At 66.6% G+C, this 17061-nt stretch carries 11 protein-coding genes; 1 reads left to right on the plus strand and 10 read right to left on the minus strand.

Annotated features, from left to right (window positions below; all coding sequences use genetic code 11):
* Positions 1-14: 14 nt before the first annotated feature.
* The 10 genes from DIE12_RS07805 to DIE12_RS07850 all read right to left on the minus strand — a co-directional run bounded on the left by DIE12_RS07805 (position 15) and on the right by DIE12_RS07850 (position 15935).
* Positions 15-1991 (minus strand): FkbM family methyltransferase, encoded by a 1977-nt coding sequence (locus tag DIE12_RS07805; protein WP_124488639.1) that lies wholly within the window; start codon positions 1989-1991, stop codon positions 15-17.
* A gap of 23 nt (positions 1992-2014) precedes the next feature.
* Positions 2015-3151, minus strand: coding sequence for a DUF2827 family protein (locus DIE12_RS07810; RefSeq protein ID WP_044847402.1), 1137 nt, complete (start codon positions 3149-3151; stop codon positions 2015-2017).
* Positions 3152-3177: 26 nt separating this feature from the next.
* A complete protein-coding gene (locus DIE12_RS07815) occupies positions 3178-4332 on the minus strand; it encodes a DUF2827 domain-containing protein (RefSeq protein ID WP_124488638.1) in 1155 nt (384 codons plus the stop codon).
* Between the two features lie 14 nt (positions 4333-4346).
* Complete coding sequence (locus DIE12_RS07820; protein ID WP_124488637.1) at positions 4347-5492, minus strand: DUF2827 domain-containing protein; 1146 nt, start codon at positions 5490-5492, stop codon at positions 4347-4349.
* A 398-nt stretch (positions 5493-5890) separates the two neighbouring features.
* Complete coding sequence (locus DIE12_RS07825) at positions 5891-6559, minus strand: OmpA family protein (protein ID WP_124488636.1); 669 nt, start codon at positions 6557-6559, stop codon at positions 5891-5893.
* Positions 6560-6681: 122 nt separating this feature from the next.
* Complete coding sequence (locus DIE12_RS07830; protein WP_124551112.1) at positions 6682-12099, minus strand: YadA-like family protein; 5418 nt, start codon at positions 12097-12099, stop codon at positions 6682-6684.
* Positions 12100-13238: 1139 nt separating this feature from the next.
* Positions 13239-14141, minus strand: coding sequence for a ferritin-like domain-containing protein (locus DIE12_RS07835; protein ID WP_124485089.1), 903 nt, complete (start codon positions 14139-14141; stop codon positions 13239-13241).
* A gap of 93 nt (positions 14142-14234) precedes the next feature.
* Complete coding sequence (locus DIE12_RS07840; RefSeq protein ID WP_006749916.1) at positions 14235-14453, minus strand: hypothetical protein; 219 nt, start codon at positions 14451-14453, stop codon at positions 14235-14237.
* 224 nt (positions 14454-14677) lie between these two features.
* On the minus strand, positions 14678-15328 hold the full coding sequence (locus DIE12_RS07845) for an NADPH-dependent FMN reductase (RefSeq protein WP_044844444.1): 651 nt from the start codon (positions 15326-15328) through the stop codon (positions 14678-14680).
* 301 nt (positions 15329-15629) lie between these two features.
* A complete protein-coding gene (locus DIE12_RS07850; protein ID WP_124485090.1) occupies positions 15630-15935 on the minus strand; it encodes an NIPSNAP family protein in 306 nt (101 codons plus the stop codon).
* 322 nt (positions 15936-16257) lie between these two features.
* On the opposite strand from DIE12_RS07850, the gene DIE12_RS07855 reads away from it, so the two are divergent.
* The gene (locus DIE12_RS07855) at positions 16258-17043 is read left to right on the plus strand and encodes a GNAT family N-acetyltransferase (protein ID WP_124521390.1); all 786 of its coding nucleotides are present in this window, start codon (positions 16258-16260) and stop codon (positions 17041-17043) included.
* The last annotated feature ends 18 nt before the right edge of the window (positions 17044-17061 follow it).

Raw genomic sequence — 17061 nt, forward strand, 5'->3', positions numbered from 1 at the left:
GGCAAGGTCACTCGTCAATCCTTCCCGAGTCCACCCAGCACGAGCGCCAGCGCACGGTCGACCGCATCGTCCCAGCGGCCCGGATGCGCGGCGCGCACGATCCGGATGCCCGGGTACAGCGCGGTACGCGAGCCGGTTTCCCAGCGCGCATCGGCTTTCGGGCTCAGCAGCAGGACGGCCGGCACGCCCAGCGCGCCGGCCAGGTGGATGTGCGCGGTGCAGGTGGTGACCACGGCGTCCATCGCGAGCATCAGTGCGGCCAGATCGCTGAAATCGCCGATCGCGTGATGCGGGAACGTGACCGGCAGATCCGACGGCTCGGACTGCGCGGCGATATCGCGGTTGATGCAGTATGCGGCATGGCCGCGCAGCCGCGCGAGCGGCGCGAGGTCGCGCAGGCTGGCCGCGCGCAGGAAGCGCGCATCGCTTTCGTCGCGGCCGCGCCAGTTGAGGCCGATGCGGCGCGTGCCCGGCGCGTTGCCGTCGCGCGCGACGCGTTCGCGCCATGCCGCCGCCCGTTCGGGCGGGCACGACAGGTAGGCGGCGGCCGGCGCGCCGGCCGGTGCCGGCGCGTAGCCGAACTGCGCGGCCAGCACCAGGAACGAACACCAGTAGTCGTGAGCGATCTGCGACGTGTCGACCCACGCGCCGTGTGCGGCGACGACTTCGATGCGCGGGAACGTATGGCGCATCAGGTCGGCCAGCGCGGCGGGGACGATGACCGTCACCGCCACGCCGTCGAGCGCGTCGAGCGCATGCAGGTAGCGCGCGTACTGGAGCTGGTCGCCGACCCCGCCGTAGCTGATCACGAGCAGCCGCTTGCCGTGCAGCGCCTGGCCGTCGTAGAGCCGTTCCGTCGGCAGCCCGAACCGTGCGGCCGTCAGCACGTTCTCGCTGGCGATGGTCGCGCGCGCGGCTTCGTCGCGTCGGCCGGCACGCAGCAGCAGCGCCGAGCGCGCGAGTTCGACGCGCCCGCGCAGCGCGTCGGGCAGCGCGGCCGGTTCGCCGATGCGTTCGAGTGCCGCGAGCCCGGCGTCGGGCGCGCCGGCGAAGCCGTAGCACGACGCGAGCTGGAACGCGATCGCATCGTCGTCGAGGCCCCGGCCGCGCGCGCACAGCCAGCGGGCGATCGCGTGGCCCCATTCGCAGCGGGATTCGTGGTCGAGCGCGCGGTTCCAGTGCGTTTCGGGCGCGTCGTCGGCCTCGGCTGACACGGCGGCATTCGCGTCATCGTCTGCCCGGGCGGATACGCGGCCGACGGGCTCGCCCGAGATGAACAGGCGTTGCCGGTCCCAGCGCGGGTTCGGCACGCACAACAGATTCGGCCCGTCGAACCGGTAGAACGTGTAATCGAGGCCGGCGAACGTATCGATGACGCGTGCGTCATCCGCGTTCCGGCAGGCGATCCAGCACCACGGCAGATGCGTTTCGATCAGCAGGCGCGCGCCGTGCAGCGCGTCGACCTCCATCCCGTCGATGTCGAGCTTCAGGAAATCGAGGCGCGGCAGGCCGAGCGAATCGAGCCTGACGGTCGGGGCGGGCGTGCCGTCGGCCGCGTGCGCGTCGACGCGTGCGGCCGGTTCGGCGCCGGCGGGGTGCCCGCCGTCTACGTCGGGCACCGTCATCGTGCCGTTGCGGCTCGCGAGCCCCATGTTCAGCAGATGAAGGTTGTCGAGCTGGTTGAGCGCAACGGTGCCGCCGAGCGCATGGAACAGCGTGCGCCGCGGCTCGAACGCGTGGACGTGGCCGCCGCGATCGCGCAAGCGCTGCGCGATCGGCACGCAGACGAGTCCCGCATTGGCCCCGCCGTCCACCGCGAGCGCGCCGTCGGGCAACTGGTCGATCACCTGCATGATCGTGTCGAGCTCGCCCTGGTTGTGCGGCCGGCCGGTCTCCAGCAGCGCGTCGGCCTGCCGCGTGCTGTGCCGGTCGATGACGAACGGGCCGTGGATCGAATCGATCACGACGAAGTGGCGGACGGTGTGCTTCATGAACGGATGGCGAACGGGCGCGGTCAGCCGAGCGCGCGCCCGGCGAACAGGCGCTGGATCTGCCCGGAATACGCGCGGACGTTGTGGTCGGCGAGCGTGTCGACCTGCTGCAGGCAGCGGCGGGCCGCTGCCGCGTAGTCGTCGAGCCGCGCGTCGTGCGTCTGCGCGGCGGTCGCGATCGCGCGTGCCGCGTCGAAGATCTCGAAGTCCGGGTAGTAATAGCCGACGTCGCGCAGGAACGGCGAGTTGTGCACGAGCGGATAGTTGCCGTACAGCGCGTCGTACAGCAGGTAGTTCAGGCCGTTTTCCCAATGGTGCGACACGACGATGTCGGTGTGATGCGCGGCCCACGCGACGAACGGCGCGCGCACGTCGGCCGTCGCTTTGCCGTCGCGCACCATCTCGAGCCCGAGCGCGAGATGCTTGAAGGCGACGTTTTCCTTCTTGTCGAACGTGTTGGTCATGTACACGTGTTCGACGAGCTCAGGATGCTCGACGTAGCACGCGTTCGCGGCCAGCATCGGCACGATCGAACTCTTCACGACGTTCAGGTTCGGCTCGAAGAACGCGATGCGCTTGGCCGGACCGTGGTTGCGGTAGCCGAAGCGCGCCTTCAGCTCGGGGTCGGCGTCGAGGCTGCGTTCGATGAAGTACGGCGACCAGATGTGCGGCAGCTCGATCACCGGCGCGCGATATACGGCCTGGAAGTAGGCCGCGCACGTGTGCATGTGCTGCGGGTTGGTCCAGATCTCGTCGAACTGCACGCGGTTCGGGTTCGGCCGCCAGTTGTTCTTCTCGAAATTGATCGTCTCGACCGCGATCACGTAGTCGTTGCCGAAGCGGTACGACACGCACTTGCCGCCGCGCCGGCGCACCGCGTCCGTGTGCGACGGGTCGACGAACGCGTTCATCTCGATCAGCAGGTCGGTCTGGTGGACGATCGCCGACAACGGCCGCAGCGCGTCGCCGAACGCGTCCATCATCAGCGCCTGCGGGTAGTCGGTGATGCCGTCGTCGTGCGCGAGCCACACTTCGCCGATCAGCGGCGAACGCTTCAGCAGCATGTACAGGTACACGCAATGCTGGTTCGCGCCGTTGTACCAGATCGACTGCGTCGCGTCGCGCTGCACGTTCATCGTAATCGCGACATTGATTTTCATCGGCGGCTCCGGGCGGACGGTGCGCGTCAAGCGTCGCGATAGAGCGACGCGATCGCGTCGGAATACGCGGCGACGTTGTCGGGGTTGTAGATGCTGACCGAGTCGAGCACGTGCTTCGATTGCTCGCGGTATGCATCCAGATTCGCGTCGTGTTCGGCAAATGCCCGCAGCAGCGCGCGGCCGCCGGCCTGGCAGTCGAAGTCCGGATAGAAATACCCGGCATTGCCGAGGAACGGCGAGTTGTGGATCAGCGGATAGTCGCCGTACAGCAGTTCGTAGTACAGGTAGTTCTGCGCGTTTTCCCACGTGTGCGACACCACCGCGTCGCCGTAGGCGGCCATGAACTCGTACACCGCGTAGCGGCTTTCGAACGTCGTGATCCCGTGGTTCACGATGTCGAGACTCTTCGCGAAATGGACGAACGTCGTATGTTCCTTCAGGTGCAGCGTATTGCACACGCGCACGAATTCGACGAAATCGGGCTTCGCGCGATACGCTTCCTCGGTCACCAGCATCGGGATGATGCTCGTCTTCACCATGCAGATGTTCGGCTCGAACATCGTCACGCGCCAGCGCGGCTTGCCGGGCTGATAGCCGAACGACAAACCGGCGCCGAGCGTTGCGCGTGCCTTGTCGAACAGCATCGGATGCCAGATGTGCGGGACGATCGTCACCGGCGCGCGCAGGCCCGTCTGGTAATAGTGCAGGCACGAGCGCTCGAATTCCGGAATCGTCCATACCGCGTCGTACGGCGCGCTCGAGAACAGGAAGCCCGACGGCTTGTCGAACATCGCCCGCTCGATGTCGATCACGTAGTCGTTGCCGACCCGCATCGTGACGACCTTGCCGCCGCGGTCGCGGAACGCGCGCAGGTAATCGGCGCCGAACTGCGCGCTCATTTCGATCAGCACGTCGCAGCGCTCGAGCGCTTCGTCCATCGACAGCAGCGGCACGTCCCATTCGCCGAGCATCATCTGCGGATCGGCGAGCTGTTCGCCGCCGTTCACCATCACGGCTTCAGCGACGAGCGGCGACTGGCGCAGCAACAGGATCAGCAGCAGGCAGTTCTGGAAGATGCCGTTTTCCCACAGCGACTGGCCGGCGCCGCGCACGAACAGCGACACGCCGACGACGAGACGCTTGCCCTCGCCGGGCGCTTGACGGGCATTGGAGTCCGACATGCGTATTCTCCGGTTCAGGCGACCAGACGCGAGACGAACGCGTCGAGGTTCGCGGGGTTGTCGATCGAGACCGACCGCAGCAGCCGGTCGGCTTTCGCGCGGTAGTCGTCGAGCTGGTCGTCGTGATGCAGCCAGGCATCGAGCAGCACGCGGCCGCCCGCGGCGGAATCGAAGTCCGGGTAGTAGTAGCCGGCGTCGCCGATCAGCGTCGAGTTGTGGATCAGCGGATAACCGCCATACAGCACGTCGTAGTACAGATAGTTCTGCGCGTTTTCCCAGTGATGGGACACGACGGCGTCCGCGTGGCGCGCCATGAAGCCCGGCAGGTCGATGCGCGGCTCGAACGTCGCCTTGTGATGGCGCACGAGGTCGAGGCTGTTCGCGAAGTGCACGAAGGTCGGATGGGCCTTCATGTGCATCGAGTTGACGACGAACAGATGCTGCACGGCGTCCGGATGCGCGCGGTAGAGTTCGTCGCACGCGAGCATCGGGTAGTGGCAGGACTTCACGACCGAGATGTTCGGCTCGAGCGTGGCGAGATTCCACGGGCGACGGCCGGGCCGATAGCCGAACGTCAGGCCTTCGCTCGCCAGCGCGGCGATGCGGCGATCGAGGAAATACGGCGACCAGATATGCGGCATCAGGTGCACCGGCGCGCGCAACAGGGTTTGCAGCATCGGTGCGCCGGTCTTCTCGTACTGCGGCAGCAGCCATACTTCGTCGAACGGCGTGTCGTTGAAGATGTGTCCCGACGGCTTGCCGAAGATCGGTGTTTCACCCAGGCCGGCGTAGACGTGTCCGCAGAAGAAGGCGACCAGTTTCTTGCCGAGCGCCTTCATGTGCCTGCGCCATTCGAGCGGCAATTGCGCGCCCATCTCGATCACGACGTCGAGGTCGTGCGTGACGTCGGAAGGCTTCACGAGCGGCACGTCGAGGCCGTCGAGATCGAGCCCGGCCGGAAACGCGTTGGCGTCGCCGCCGTTCAGGAAATAGACGGGGCCGACGCGATCGGAGCGCTTGAGCATCATCGCGAGGAACGCGATGTTCTGGTGAATGCCGTTTTCCCAGATCGCCTGGCCGTCCCGCGCAAACAGCGAGATGCCGACGGCCGGCCGTTGCTTGCGGGTGCCGCCCGAGGCGGCTTGATTGATGTCCGTCACCGGTTGGTTTCCTCTGCGGCGTCGTGCGTTCGGCCGTGGCCGCGAAACGGCGCGCCGTGGATTGTCGTGGTTGTGTTCGCGCCGGCACGCGCCGGAATATGCGTCGAGCGGCGCGGATCGCGGGGCGGCCGCCGGATTCCGGTGTGTCGTCGGGCGGGTCACGGCGCGCGACGCGGGCGGAACGCCTCGGCAGCTGTCTGCGGCGATTGTGGCACGGAAGGCGCCGTCTTGTGGAGGGGGCCTGACGAACTTTGACATAGCCGCCCGCGCGGGAGCCGGGGCCCCGGCGAAGCGGGGTCGGTGCGGTCGGGCGGGGTGGCGGCGGGGCGGCTGCGCGTTGCCGGTCGAGGCCGTCGCGTGCGGGCGCGGGGTGCGCCGGGGCCGCGACGGCCGGCTGCTCAGCGCTGCAGCGAGATCTCGACGCGGCGGTTGCTCGCGCGGCCTTCGGCCGTCGCGTTGGACGCGACCGGATCGGCACTGCCGCGGCCCGTGACCGACACGGCCTGCGCTTTCAGTCCGTGTGCCTTCAGGTAGCTTGCGACGGTTTCCGCGCGGCGCTTCGACAGCGCGAGATTGGCGGCGTCGTTGCCGACCGAATCCGTATGGCCGGTGACCGTCACATGCGTGTACGTGCGGTCTTCGCGTTCGTTCAGCAACTTGTCGAGCGACGCACGCGCGGCCGGCGTGAGCGTGGCCATGCCCGTCGCGAACAGCGCGTCGCCCGCGAGGTTGACGTGTTCGACCGCGGCCGGCGCGGGGGCCGGCTCGGCCGTCGACGCAGCTTGGGCCGGTGCGGCGCCGCACTGGAACACCAGCGTCGCGGGATCGGAATTGTCGCGCAGCGCGCGGGCGGAATCGACGGTGCGCACCGGCTGGTCGCCGCAGATCTTGCGGGCGGCCTTCATGCAGGTCTGCGGGCCCGACAGCAGGCCGTGGCAGTCCACCTGGAAGGTGCGCACGCCGTCGCGCGGCTGCAGTTCGGAGGCACTGAAGGTCGGGCCGGATGCGGTCGAGCACGCGGCGAGGGCCAGCGCGGAAAGCGCGAGCGCAAGAGCGAGTTTGTTCACGGTTACGTCCTCAATACTTGGGTTGACTGAAGCCCGCCGCGCGTTGCGCGGCGGGCTCGTCCTGCCGTCGGGGCCCCCTGGCGCCGCCGGCTCGCGAGCCGGCGGCGTGGCGGCGCGACGGGTTACTTCCACTGGTACAGCATGCCGGCGCCGATCACCTTCTGACCGCCGCTGAAGCCGCCGTTGATCGACGCCTTCAGGTTCTCCGTGATGCGCGCCTGCATGTTGACCGCCATCGCCTTCTGGCCGAGGAAGGTCGACGTGCCGATACCCATCCCGAAGTTGGCGTCGCGATCGAGCTGCGGGATCGACGCCATCGCGCCGACGGCCGCGATACCCTGCTTCGCCATCTGGTCGGTCTGCTGCAGTTGCGAACCCAGCGCGTTGATCTGCCCTTGCTGGCCGGACAAGGCGGTCGACAGCGTCGTCTGCACCTGCGTCAGCTGGTTCACGTTCACCGCGTCGGTGCCTTGCGTACCCGGCGCGACGTTCGTGATCTGGCGCTGCTGCGTGTCGCTGCCGACCGACACCACGTTCGAGCGACCGCCGTCGTTCGAATTCGCGCCGATCGCCACCGAGTTCGAGCCGGCGGTGACGGTCGGCCGGTCGTTGCCGGTGCCGTTCATGTCGGCCGCGATGCCGGTGTTGTTCGCCGCACGTGTCGTGTTGTTGTTGATCGTGGTCGACAACTGGTTCACCTGATCGCCAAGATTCGTCACGCCGGTCGACAGCGAAGCCACCGTGCTGTTCGTCGTGCTCAGGCCGGTCGACAGCGAGCCGATGCCGGTCGAGGTCGACGTCGACAACGACGTGAGGTTGCTGTTCGTCGAGCTGAGGCCCGTCGACAGCGAGTTGATCGCCGTCGAGGTCGACGTGGACAACGACGTGAGGTTGCTGTTGGTCGAGCTGAGGCCCGTGGACAGCGAACCGATACCGGTCGACAGCGACGCGATATTCGACGCGGTCGACGTGGACAGGCTGTTGACCGCCTGGTTCGTCGCGTTGAGCTGGCTGCCGTTGATCGCGTCCGTGCTGGTGGCCGATACCCGGCCTGCCGCGACGTTCGTGATCTGGCGTTCCGCACCCGGTGCGCCGACGCTGAAGACGCCCACTGGCGAGGTGCCGTAGACCGGGTACGTGATGCCGCCCACCGTGACGCTCGATACGCCGACGGCGTTGCCCGTGGTCGAGTTCGCGCCCATCGCGATCGAGTTGGCGACATTGGCCTGCGCGTTCGTGCCGAAGGCGAGGGCGTCGGTTGCCGTGGCCTTCGCATTCGAGCCGTAGGCCTGGGCGCCGATCGCGCTGGCCGTCGCCTGATTGCCGAGCGCGATCGTGTTGTCCGCGGTGGCCTGGTTTGCGCTGCCGAGGGCGAGCGCGCTGTTGCCGGTTGCCGTGTTCGCGTTGCCGAGTGCCACTGCGCCGGTGCCGGTCGCCGTGTCGTTCGCGCCCAGCGCCACTGCGCCGGTGCCCGTCGCGATGCTCGGGTCGCCGATCGCGACCGCGCCGTCGCCGCTCGCGGTGTTGCCGGAGCCGATCGACACCGCCTTGCCGCCGGTGGCCGATGCGTTCTGGCCGATGGCGACTGCGCCCGCCGTCTGCGCGTTCGAGCCGTCGCCGACTGCCACGCTGCTGGCGCCTGCCGCGCTGGCGTTCACGCCGGCTGCCAGCGAGTTGACGCCCGTCGCGCCGTCGTTGGCGTAGTTGCCTTGCTGCGTGCCGTTGTCGTTGACGCTGTAGTAGTGCGTCTTCGCGGCTTCGATCGCGGTCGAGGTCGAGGTGGACAGCGACGTGATCGAGCTGGTGGCCGTCGAGAGACCCGTCGAGGTCGACGTGGACAGCGACAGGATCGTGCTGGTGGCCGTCGAGAGACCGGTCGAGGTCGACGTGGACAACGAGTTGATCGAGCTGGTTGCCGACGACAGGCCGGTCGAGGTCGACGTGGACAGCGAGCTGATCGAGCTGGTCGCCGACGAGAGGCCGGTCGACGTCGAGGTGGACAGCGACGCCACCGAGCTGTCGGTCGAGCTCAGGCCCGTGGACAGCGACGTGACGCTGCTTGCGGTCGACGTGGACAACGACGTCAGCGAGCTGTTGGTCGAGCTGAGGCTGGTGGACAGCGAGCCGATCGAGCTGGTCGCGGACGACAGGCCCGTCGAGGTCGAGGTCGACAGCGAGCTGATCGAGCTGGTTGCCGAGGACAGGCCGGTCGACGTGGAGGTCGAGAGCGATGCGACGGTGCTATCGGTCGAACTCAGGCCCGTGGACAACGAGCTGATGCCCGTCGAGGTCGACGTGGACAACGAGCCGATCGAGCTGGTAGCCGACGACAGGCCGGTCGACGTGGAGGTCGACAGCGAAGCGACCGAGCTATCGGTCGAGCTCAGGCCCGTCGACAGCGAGCTGATGCCCGTCGAGGTCGAAGTGGACAACGAGCCGATCGAGCTGGTTGCCGACGAGAGGCCAGTCGACGTGGAAGTCGACAGCGAAGCGACCGAGCTATCGGTCGAGCTCAGGCCCGTCGACAGCGAGCTGATACCCGTCGAGGTCGACGTGGACAACGAGCTGATCGAACTGTTAGCCGACGACAGGCCGGTCGAGGTCGAGGTGGACAGCGACGAAATCGAGCTGTTAGCCGACGAGAGGCCAGTCGACGTCGACGTCGACAGCGAGGCCACCGAGCTATCGGTCGAGCTGAGGCCCGTCGACAACGAGCTGATCCCCGTCGAAGTCGAGGTGGACAGCGACGAAATCGAGCTGTTAGCCGACGAGAGGCCCGTCGACGTGGAAGTCGACAGCGAAGCGACCGAACTATCGGTCGAGCTCAGCCCCGTCGACAACGAAGTGATGCCGGTCGACAGCGACGAGATTGCGCTGCTGGACGACGACACCGTCGTCGACAGCGAATCCACGATGGAATTGGTCGCGAAGAGTTGGGAGCCGTTGATCGCGTCCGTGCTGGTCGGCGTGATTTGACCTGCTGCGACGTTGGTGATCTGACGCGTGGTGCCCGTACTCGCGTTGCCGACGCTCACCACGCTGCTCGGGTTGCCGCCCGCGAACGTGGTGGTTACGCCGCCGACGGTACCCGTTGGCGTTGCGTGGGGCGTGTCGGTGACGGAGCCGCTGCCGAGTGCGACGTCGCCGGTGTTGTTGGCGATGGCATTCGGGCCGATCGCGACCGAGTCGGTGCCGAGCGCCTGGCTGTCGGCTGCCGTCGACTTCGCGTGGAAGTACTTGATGCCCTGGCTGTTGATGCTGTCGATCGCCGAGCCGACGCTGCTGGCGGTCGACGTCGTGCCATTCGCGTTGTACGTCGTGTACGCCGGAGCGGAAACCGTTCCGGTCGTCGGATCATACTTCGCACCGCCGCCGAGGGCGGAGGCCGTGCTGGTGCCGAGATTGTCGGTCTTGGTCGTGACCGTGCTGAGGCCGGTGGACAGTGAGTTGATGCCGGTCGAGGTCGACGTGGAGAGCGAACTGATCGAGCTATTCGCCGACGAGAGGCCGGTCGACGTGGAAGTCGACAGCGATGCAACCGAGCTGTTGGTCGAGCTCAGGCCCGTGGACAGCGAGCTGATACCGGTCGAAGTCGAGGTGGACAGCGAGCCGATCGAGCTGTTCGCCGACGACAGGCCGGTCGACGTGGACGACGACAGCGAAGCCACCGAGCTATTGGTCGAACTCAGGCCCGTGGACAGCGAGCTGATACCGGTCGAGGTCGAGGTGGACAGCGAGCCGATCGAGCTGTTCGCCGACGAGAGGCCGGTCGACGTGGACGACGACAGCGATGCAACCGAGCTATTGGTCGAGCTCAGGCCCGTGGACAGCGAACTGATGCCAGTCGAAGTCGACGTCGACAGACTGGTGATGTTCGACATAGTCGTGGTTGCGACCGCGTACAGTTGGCTGCCGTTGATCGCGTCCGTGCTCCCTGCGCTGACCAGGCCGGCGCCGACGTTCTGAATGCGGCGTTCGGCGTTGATGGCGCCGACGCTGACCACGCCGCCCGCCGATCCGGCGCCTGCGTACGGACCGAAGCTCTGGCCGCCGATCGTCGAGCTGCTGACCAGGCCGGTGCCGCCGGTCGTGGTGCCTGCCGTCGCGATCGTCGTCGAGTTGCTACCGAGCGCGACCGAGTTCGCGATGGTCACGCTCGACGCGGTGCCGATTGCGATGGCATTTGTGGCCGATGCATTAGCGTTTTGGGAGAGTGCGATCGAGTTTGAACCCGATGCGGTCGCGTTCGCTCCCAAGGCCGTCGCATAGGTGCCCGATGCGACGGCTGCCGCGCCGACGGCGACCGAGCCGGCGGTGCCGCTGGCTGTCGAGCCGTTCCCGAGCGCCAATGCGTCCGAGCCAGTGGCCAGCGACTTGGCCCCGAAGCTGCCGATGGTGCCGAGCGAGATCGCGCCGGTGCCGGTTGCGGTCGCGGCATTGCCGATGGCCACCGCTCCATTGGTGCCCGTGGCCGTCGCCGAGCTGCCAAGCGCGACGGAGCTGTTGGTCGCAGTGGTGCTGTTACCCAGTGCGACGGCGCCCGTACCGCTTGCGGAGGTGCTGTTGCCGAGCGCGACGGCGCCGGAACCGCTCGACGTGTTGTTTGCACCGATCGCCAGTGCACCCGTGCCGGTTGCGCTGTTCGGATCGCCGATCGCGACCGCGCCGTCGCCCGTCGCCACCTGGCCTCGGCCGATTGCGACGGCACCGCCCGCTGACGTGGCGCTGTTGGCCGTCGTGCCGCTCGAACCGATCGCGACGTTCTGGCCTGTCGCGCCCGAGACGACGCTATCGCCTTGTGCAATACCGTACGCGCCATTGACAGTCGCGTTGCGGCCGACCGCGACGCCGGACGTGGCGCCCGATGCAACGGAAGACTGACCGCCGATCGCGATCGAGTCCGAAGCGGCTGCTTGCGCGCCCTTGGTTGCGTTACTGCCGATCGCGATTGCACCCGCACCCGATGCGATGGTCGAGTTTGCCTGGGACAGCGGCGTCGTGCCGTTACCGCCCGCGCCGCCGATCGCGACCGAGTTCAGCGCGTTCGCGGTCGAGCCGAAGCCGAGCGCGGTGGACCCGGCGCCGCTGGCGGTGGTTTCGAGGCCGGCGGCCGTGCCCCACAACGCAGCCGAGCTGAGGAAGCCCATGGCGGTGCCGCCCTTGCCGGTGACCTGAGAGTAGGTGCCGTAGACCGTCGCGGCGAGATTGTTGTTGCCGGATGCGTTACAGCCGGTCACGGTCGACCACGTACCCGAGCCGTCGGTCGGATACGAGTTGGTGTCGCCCATGGTTATGCGCCCGGCTGCCGTGCTGCCGCTGGAGGACGTACAGCTCGATGGCGAAAACTGTCCGAATCCGTTGACTGTCCCGGGGATGTAAGTCGCCGCGCTGGCGAACGATGGCAGACCGATCGTCAGCGCCGCGAGGGCCGCGACCACAACGGCGGACTTGTTCGGCTTGCCCCGTGCCGAATCGTGTTCGGATGCCGCGACCCAGGCGCCAAGGGCTTCGTTCCAGATCGAGCGGTATGTGCGGTTCATGTCCTACTACCTCCAAATATGCACGCCACACACCGGTCTCTTTCGTTAGAGGAATCTGCCGTGCGCTCGCGCGAATCTTAAAATTGATGGGCGGAGTTTATTTGAGGCGATATTTTGAGATTGACAAACAGTGATAAATCGAAGGTTTTGGAAGTTAAAAGATGGTTAATAGATCGTGTTTTGATCTGTTGGTGTGTAAGAAAGTTGAAAATGACTGGAAGGTGGAGTGAAGGTCTCGTGCGGATGCGGTGATGGATGAAAAAAAACCATAAAAATCAACGTTGTGACGTAGTTTTGTGTGTGTTGCCGCACATTGGGTAACCAAAAAAGTAAGACAAATGAAACGACAAACGTTTGCGGCAAACGTTTGCCTTTCTGAGTTGTAATGTCAGGCGGGACGCTGGCTCGTATGCATTCGAGGCTCTTGTTAATTTATTAATACGAGATTTGATGTGGATTTTTAATTGTATTTATTGGTTTGCCGGTAAATCAAAAAAAACATGAGCCACGGATTGTCTGATTATGCTGGTTTGCGCATCTCATCGGCCGCGCGCGCCCGTGGGGCGGGCCTTCCCCGGCGCCGGTTTCTCAAAGTTGTAAAAAAGTGCTACAGGTGCATTGGTACGGCGATTGGGATTCCAGTTCGGAATCTGTTCAATTGACGTACTTCATATGACGGGTTGGGGCAGGGGGAGACGAGGTGCCAGATCGCCCGCGCCGGGCAGTCTTGCAACCGGAGTCGTTGCGATGATGTGGCGGGGCGCCCACGATGACGGCCGAAGACGCGAACGATGGGGGCAACGGGGAGCCGCGAGCAGAAACCCGCATCTGCTTCGCGGTGACTCTACCGTGCTGGCAAGGGGGGCATTCCGCTGGAGAGAAAGACGATACGCAAGCGCGTCGGATGAGCATCGTCAGGCTGACGAGCGTTCGTTGGCTGGCGTGATGCCGCACCCAAATCGCCGGATGCGAGCCGGGGTGTGGTTCGTTCTCGTCCGGAAGGGTGAACCGCGATGAGGATGGCGGCCGCGGCAACGCGACCCGGTTCTGCCACCCGGTCGGGGCGGCGCAGTACATCGTCCCGGACAAGGCGCCGACGGCCGGCCTGCGTGCGTCGCCGGCAATCCGCCGCAGCAGCCTTATTTCCGCATGAATCGCAGCGCGAGGCGCGCCATGCGCGGCACGAACATCGGGCGCAGCAGCCGTTTGTCGTACCCGGCCATGCGCCGGTCGTTCTCGCTGACGCACAGTTCGATCAGTTCGCGCGGATTTAGCGCATCGCCGATGTCGGCAGTGCTCGTCGCCGGAAAGTTCGCGTCGTGCGCGACGCCGTCCGCATCGATCCCGCGCGCGATGCCGATGCGTTCCCGGATCAGGAATGCCCACACGGCCGCCACCCGCGCGAAGAACCACGGCCGGCGCCACCACGGCAAACTCCGCCAGTACCATGCATACCAGTTCACGAAGAACAGGATGTGCCGGCCTTCCTCCTGGATCACGGGCTCGAAGGTGTCGACGAGTTCGGGCGGGAAATAGCCGGAGCGTTGCGCGGAGCGGAACAGGCCGAACGCGAAGAAGCTGTCGATGCATTCGCTGAAGCCGGTCACCATCCACGACCACTCGGGGTCCTTCGGTGCCGGATAGGCCGGTTCGGGGGCGAGCTTGATGCCGTATGCCTGGACCAGCTTCGACAGCACGACCTTGTGCCGAGCTTCCTCGGCGCCGTCCATCTCGAGCGCCCGGCGCAGCAGCGGATCGCCGACGGTTGCGGCGAAGGTGGCGACGCGGATCGACGCGCGGCCTTCGGTCTGCACGGCGATGTCCCAGATCGGCAGCGACGTGAGCCGCTTGAGTTCGTCGGGCTTGAGCGGCGGCCAGTCGATGACGGCCGGTTTGTACGGGTTGTGCGTATCGAGCAGCATGCGGCAGAACATTTGCCTGTGCGCATCGGAACCGATCCTGACCGGACCTTGACGTTCGAAGGTCCAGTTGCGCATGGCGTGATCTGCCGCTGCATGGTCTTCCTGCAGCGTGTCGGACATGGCTGTTGTTATGCGATTACGAGACGAAAGATTCTTGCATAGCTTCCGTAATCGCGCATTTTCGAGCAGCCCTGCTGCTGCCGGGTGCCGCGCTCAGGCCTGTGTATCGACCCAGAGGCGTCCCCAGCGGGACGCATACGCGAGCGCGTGTTCCTCTTCGAAGAAGAAATCGATTGCGTCGAACGATACGGCGCGCGGCGACGGGCCGCCGCTTGCCTTCTCGATCGTCAGGTTCGCGGCGAACAGCCCGTTCGGCAGCCGGGCGGCGGCGGGGGCGACTTCGTAGCCCTTGTAACGGATCGTGCGGTTCATGGCGTGCGCATGGAAGGTTCGGGCTTTCAGCGTACGAAAACCCGCGGCCCGCGTGAACCAATCTTTCGGCCAATGCAAATCACGTGGTGGGCCGGATCGTTATCGGGGTGGGGAGCCGGCATGAAGCAGGCGGCAGCGCTGCGATGCGCGCCGGACTGCCAGACGCGCGCAGCCCGCGCGCGGCGAACGTCGTCGGCCGGGCGCGGGCTGCGGGGAGGCGGGGATTACTGGTTGGCGATCTTCAGCACGGGCGCGAGCGCGTCGACCGACGCGGCATGCGTGGCCGCGCGATGCGATGCGAACGCGAGCGCGAATTCGGCTGCCTGCGAGCCGACGGTCTCGAGCTGTGCGACGACCTTCGGATCCGAGCAGCTGTCGGCGCTCTCGAAGCGCGTTTCGAGCGTGTTCACGGTGGCGCCGAACGGGGTCGGCCAGCCGCGCAGCGCGTGGACGATCGAGCGCAGCGACGTCAGCACGGTGCCGGCGGCCTGCCATCCGTAGGCCGTGACGATCAGGCCGACCGCGCGACCGTCGAGGTACGGGCGCTCGTCGGCGCGCAGTTCCTCGAGCGTGTCGAGCGCGTTCTTCACGAGGCCGGACACGCCGCCGTGATAGCCGGGCGTCGCGATGATGATCGCGTCGGCTTCGCGCACGGTGTCGATCAGTTCTCGCTGCGCGTCGGTCAGCGTCTTGTGTTCGGGGGCGTAGTGCGGCAGCGTATGCAGGAACGGGCCGTCGAACAGGCGCGTGCGTGCGCCGGCGGCTTGCGCGCCGCGCAGCGCGAACGACAGCGCGCGCTCGGTCGACGACGCGGCCCGGGTGGTGCCGCCGATGCCGACCACGAACGGGCGGCGGTGTTGATCGAATGCAGTCAAAGGGCGCTCCTTGGGGATGGCTTGCCCGGCTAAGCACAGGCTTAAAACCAGATGGTAACGACCCCGCCGCCACTCTGAAAACGACTTTTCGTTCTATCGATATGCCAGGCACGCGGGGCGCGCGTGCGCGCGGCGACGCAGATGGATAGCAGAAATGCTTGGTTGGGACGGCGAGCCGCGCTCGATAAGATGGGCCCGTCTCCTCCATGAATGTCTCTACTGACATGGGTTGGCCCCGCCGCGCGGATGCAGGCGGGGCGTTTTTTCGTCCGGCGCCGGAAAGGGGGCGCGATGCGCGGGGTTACTCGAACACCGGCCGGAAGAAGCTGCGCTCGTAGCTGACGATGCAGCGTGTTTCCTCTGCATACCGGAACGCGGCCTGGCACGCGGGATCGGCCTTCGAGCGTTCGCGATAGCGCTCGTACTCGGCGAGACTCGGGAACGAGAACATCGCGAGCGCGATGTTGCTCGCGCCCTCGGAAGGCAGGAAGTAGCCGTGGTGCGTGCCGCCGAATTGCTCGACGAGCGGAATCCACATCTTGCCGTAGGTTTCGAACTGCTCGAGTTTGTACGGATCGATGACGTAGCGAAGGAAGCAGGTGACCATGTGCGCTCGCGGTGCGGTGGAGGATCAGCGAGTCTGGAGCGCGTCGCCGGGTGTGTCAACGACGATGCGGGGCGCTCGCGCGGGGCATCGCAAGTCCGGAATCGCGCGGCATGGGGTCGGCGACGCAGTGTGCGTCACGCATTGCTTGCAGGCACAACGATCGGTGTGTTCGACCACGTGACCGAAGGCGTCGGACGCATGAAAATGCACACCGTCGCGCCATCGCCTCGCTTCGAATTCTCGTCTTTTTTACGACATTTTTTCTTGCGACGCCTCGCGGCGCGCTCCTAGACTTCGGTCATCCTGACCACGGAGCGCTGCCATGTCGATATCCCGGAACACGATCGCCGAACGTTCACCCGCCGCGCCGCCTGCCGTGCGCGCCGACCGGGTCATCGTGCGGCGCTTCGATCCGGCAGTCGACAGCTACACGCAGCTCACCGCGCTGCTGCATCGTGCGTTCGCGCGACTCGGCGCGATGGGGCTCAACTGTACGTGTGTCGACCAGGCCGAGGAGGTCACGCGTCGCCGCGCGGAAGCGGGTGAATGTCATGTCGCGGTGTCTGGTGGTCGCGTCGTCGGCACGATGACGCTCTACGCCACCGATCCGGCGTCGCCGTGTTCGCTGTACCGTCGCGACGGCGTCGCGAGCGTGCGCCAGGTGGCCGTCGATCCCGGCTGGCAAGGCGGCGGGATCGGTGCGACGCTGCTCGCGTTTGCCGGGCAGTGGGCCGCGTTGCGCGGTTATTCGCTGCTCGCGCTCGATACGCCGCATCCCGCGTCGCATCTGCTGGCGTTCTACCGGGCCCAGGGTTTCGACGTCGTCGATATCGTGCGCTTCGCCGGCAAGCGCTATGACAGCGCGATCCTGTGCAGGCGTCCCGTCGCATGCGTCGCGCGTCGCATGCCGCCGGCATCGCGGCGGGGCGTGCGGCCTGTCGTGATGGCGCAATCATGGGCGCTTCGCGCGATCGCGGCGATCCGGGCCGACTGGCGTGCGCGTCGCGGTACGCGCTCGCCGGCGATGGGGGCGGCCGGCGCGGCCAGCTGCCGCTCGTCACCGTGGCGTCCGCGTCCGCACGGCCGCGTCGCGGCGCGAACGGTGTGAACGGTGGGAACTGCGCGA

The sequence above is a fragment of the Burkholderia sp. Bp9015 genome (assembly GCF_003853505.1).
GTDB lineage: Bacteria > Pseudomonadota > Gammaproteobacteria > Burkholderiales > Burkholderiaceae > Burkholderia.

Bases quoted from the DNA above. Each gene is read 5' to 3' on its own strand.
- DIE12_RS07850 (WP_124485090.1), bottom strand. From the start codon at position 15,935: ATGGTCACCTGCTTCCTTCGCTACGTCATCGATCCGTACAAACTCGAG.
- DIE12_RS07840 (WP_006749916.1), bottom strand. From the start codon at position 14,453: ATGAACCGCACGATCCGTTACAAGGGCTACGAAGTCGCCCCCGCCGCC.
- DIE12_RS07810 (WP_044847402.1), bottom strand. From the start codon at position 3,151: ATGAAAATCAATGTCGCGATTACGATGAACGTGCAGCGCGACGCGACG.
- DIE12_RS07805 (WP_124488639.1), bottom strand. From the start codon at position 1,991: ATGAAGCACACCGTCCGCCACTTCGTCGTGATCGATTCGATCCACGGC.
- DIE12_RS07830 (WP_124551112.1), bottom strand. From the start codon at position 12,099: ATGAACCGCACATACCGCTCGATCTGGAACGAAGCCCTTGGCGCCTGG.
- DIE12_RS07855 (WP_124521390.1), top strand. From the start codon at position 16,258: ATGTCGATATCCCGGAACACGATCGCCGAACGTTCACCCGCCGCGCCG.
- DIE12_RS07835 (WP_124485089.1), bottom strand. From the start codon at position 14,141: ATGTCCGACACGCTGCAGGAAGACCATGCAGCGGCAGATCACGCCATG.
- DIE12_RS07815 (WP_124488638.1), bottom strand. From the start codon at position 4,332: ATGTCGGACTCCAATGCCCGTCAAGCGCCCGGCGAGGGCAAGCGTCTC.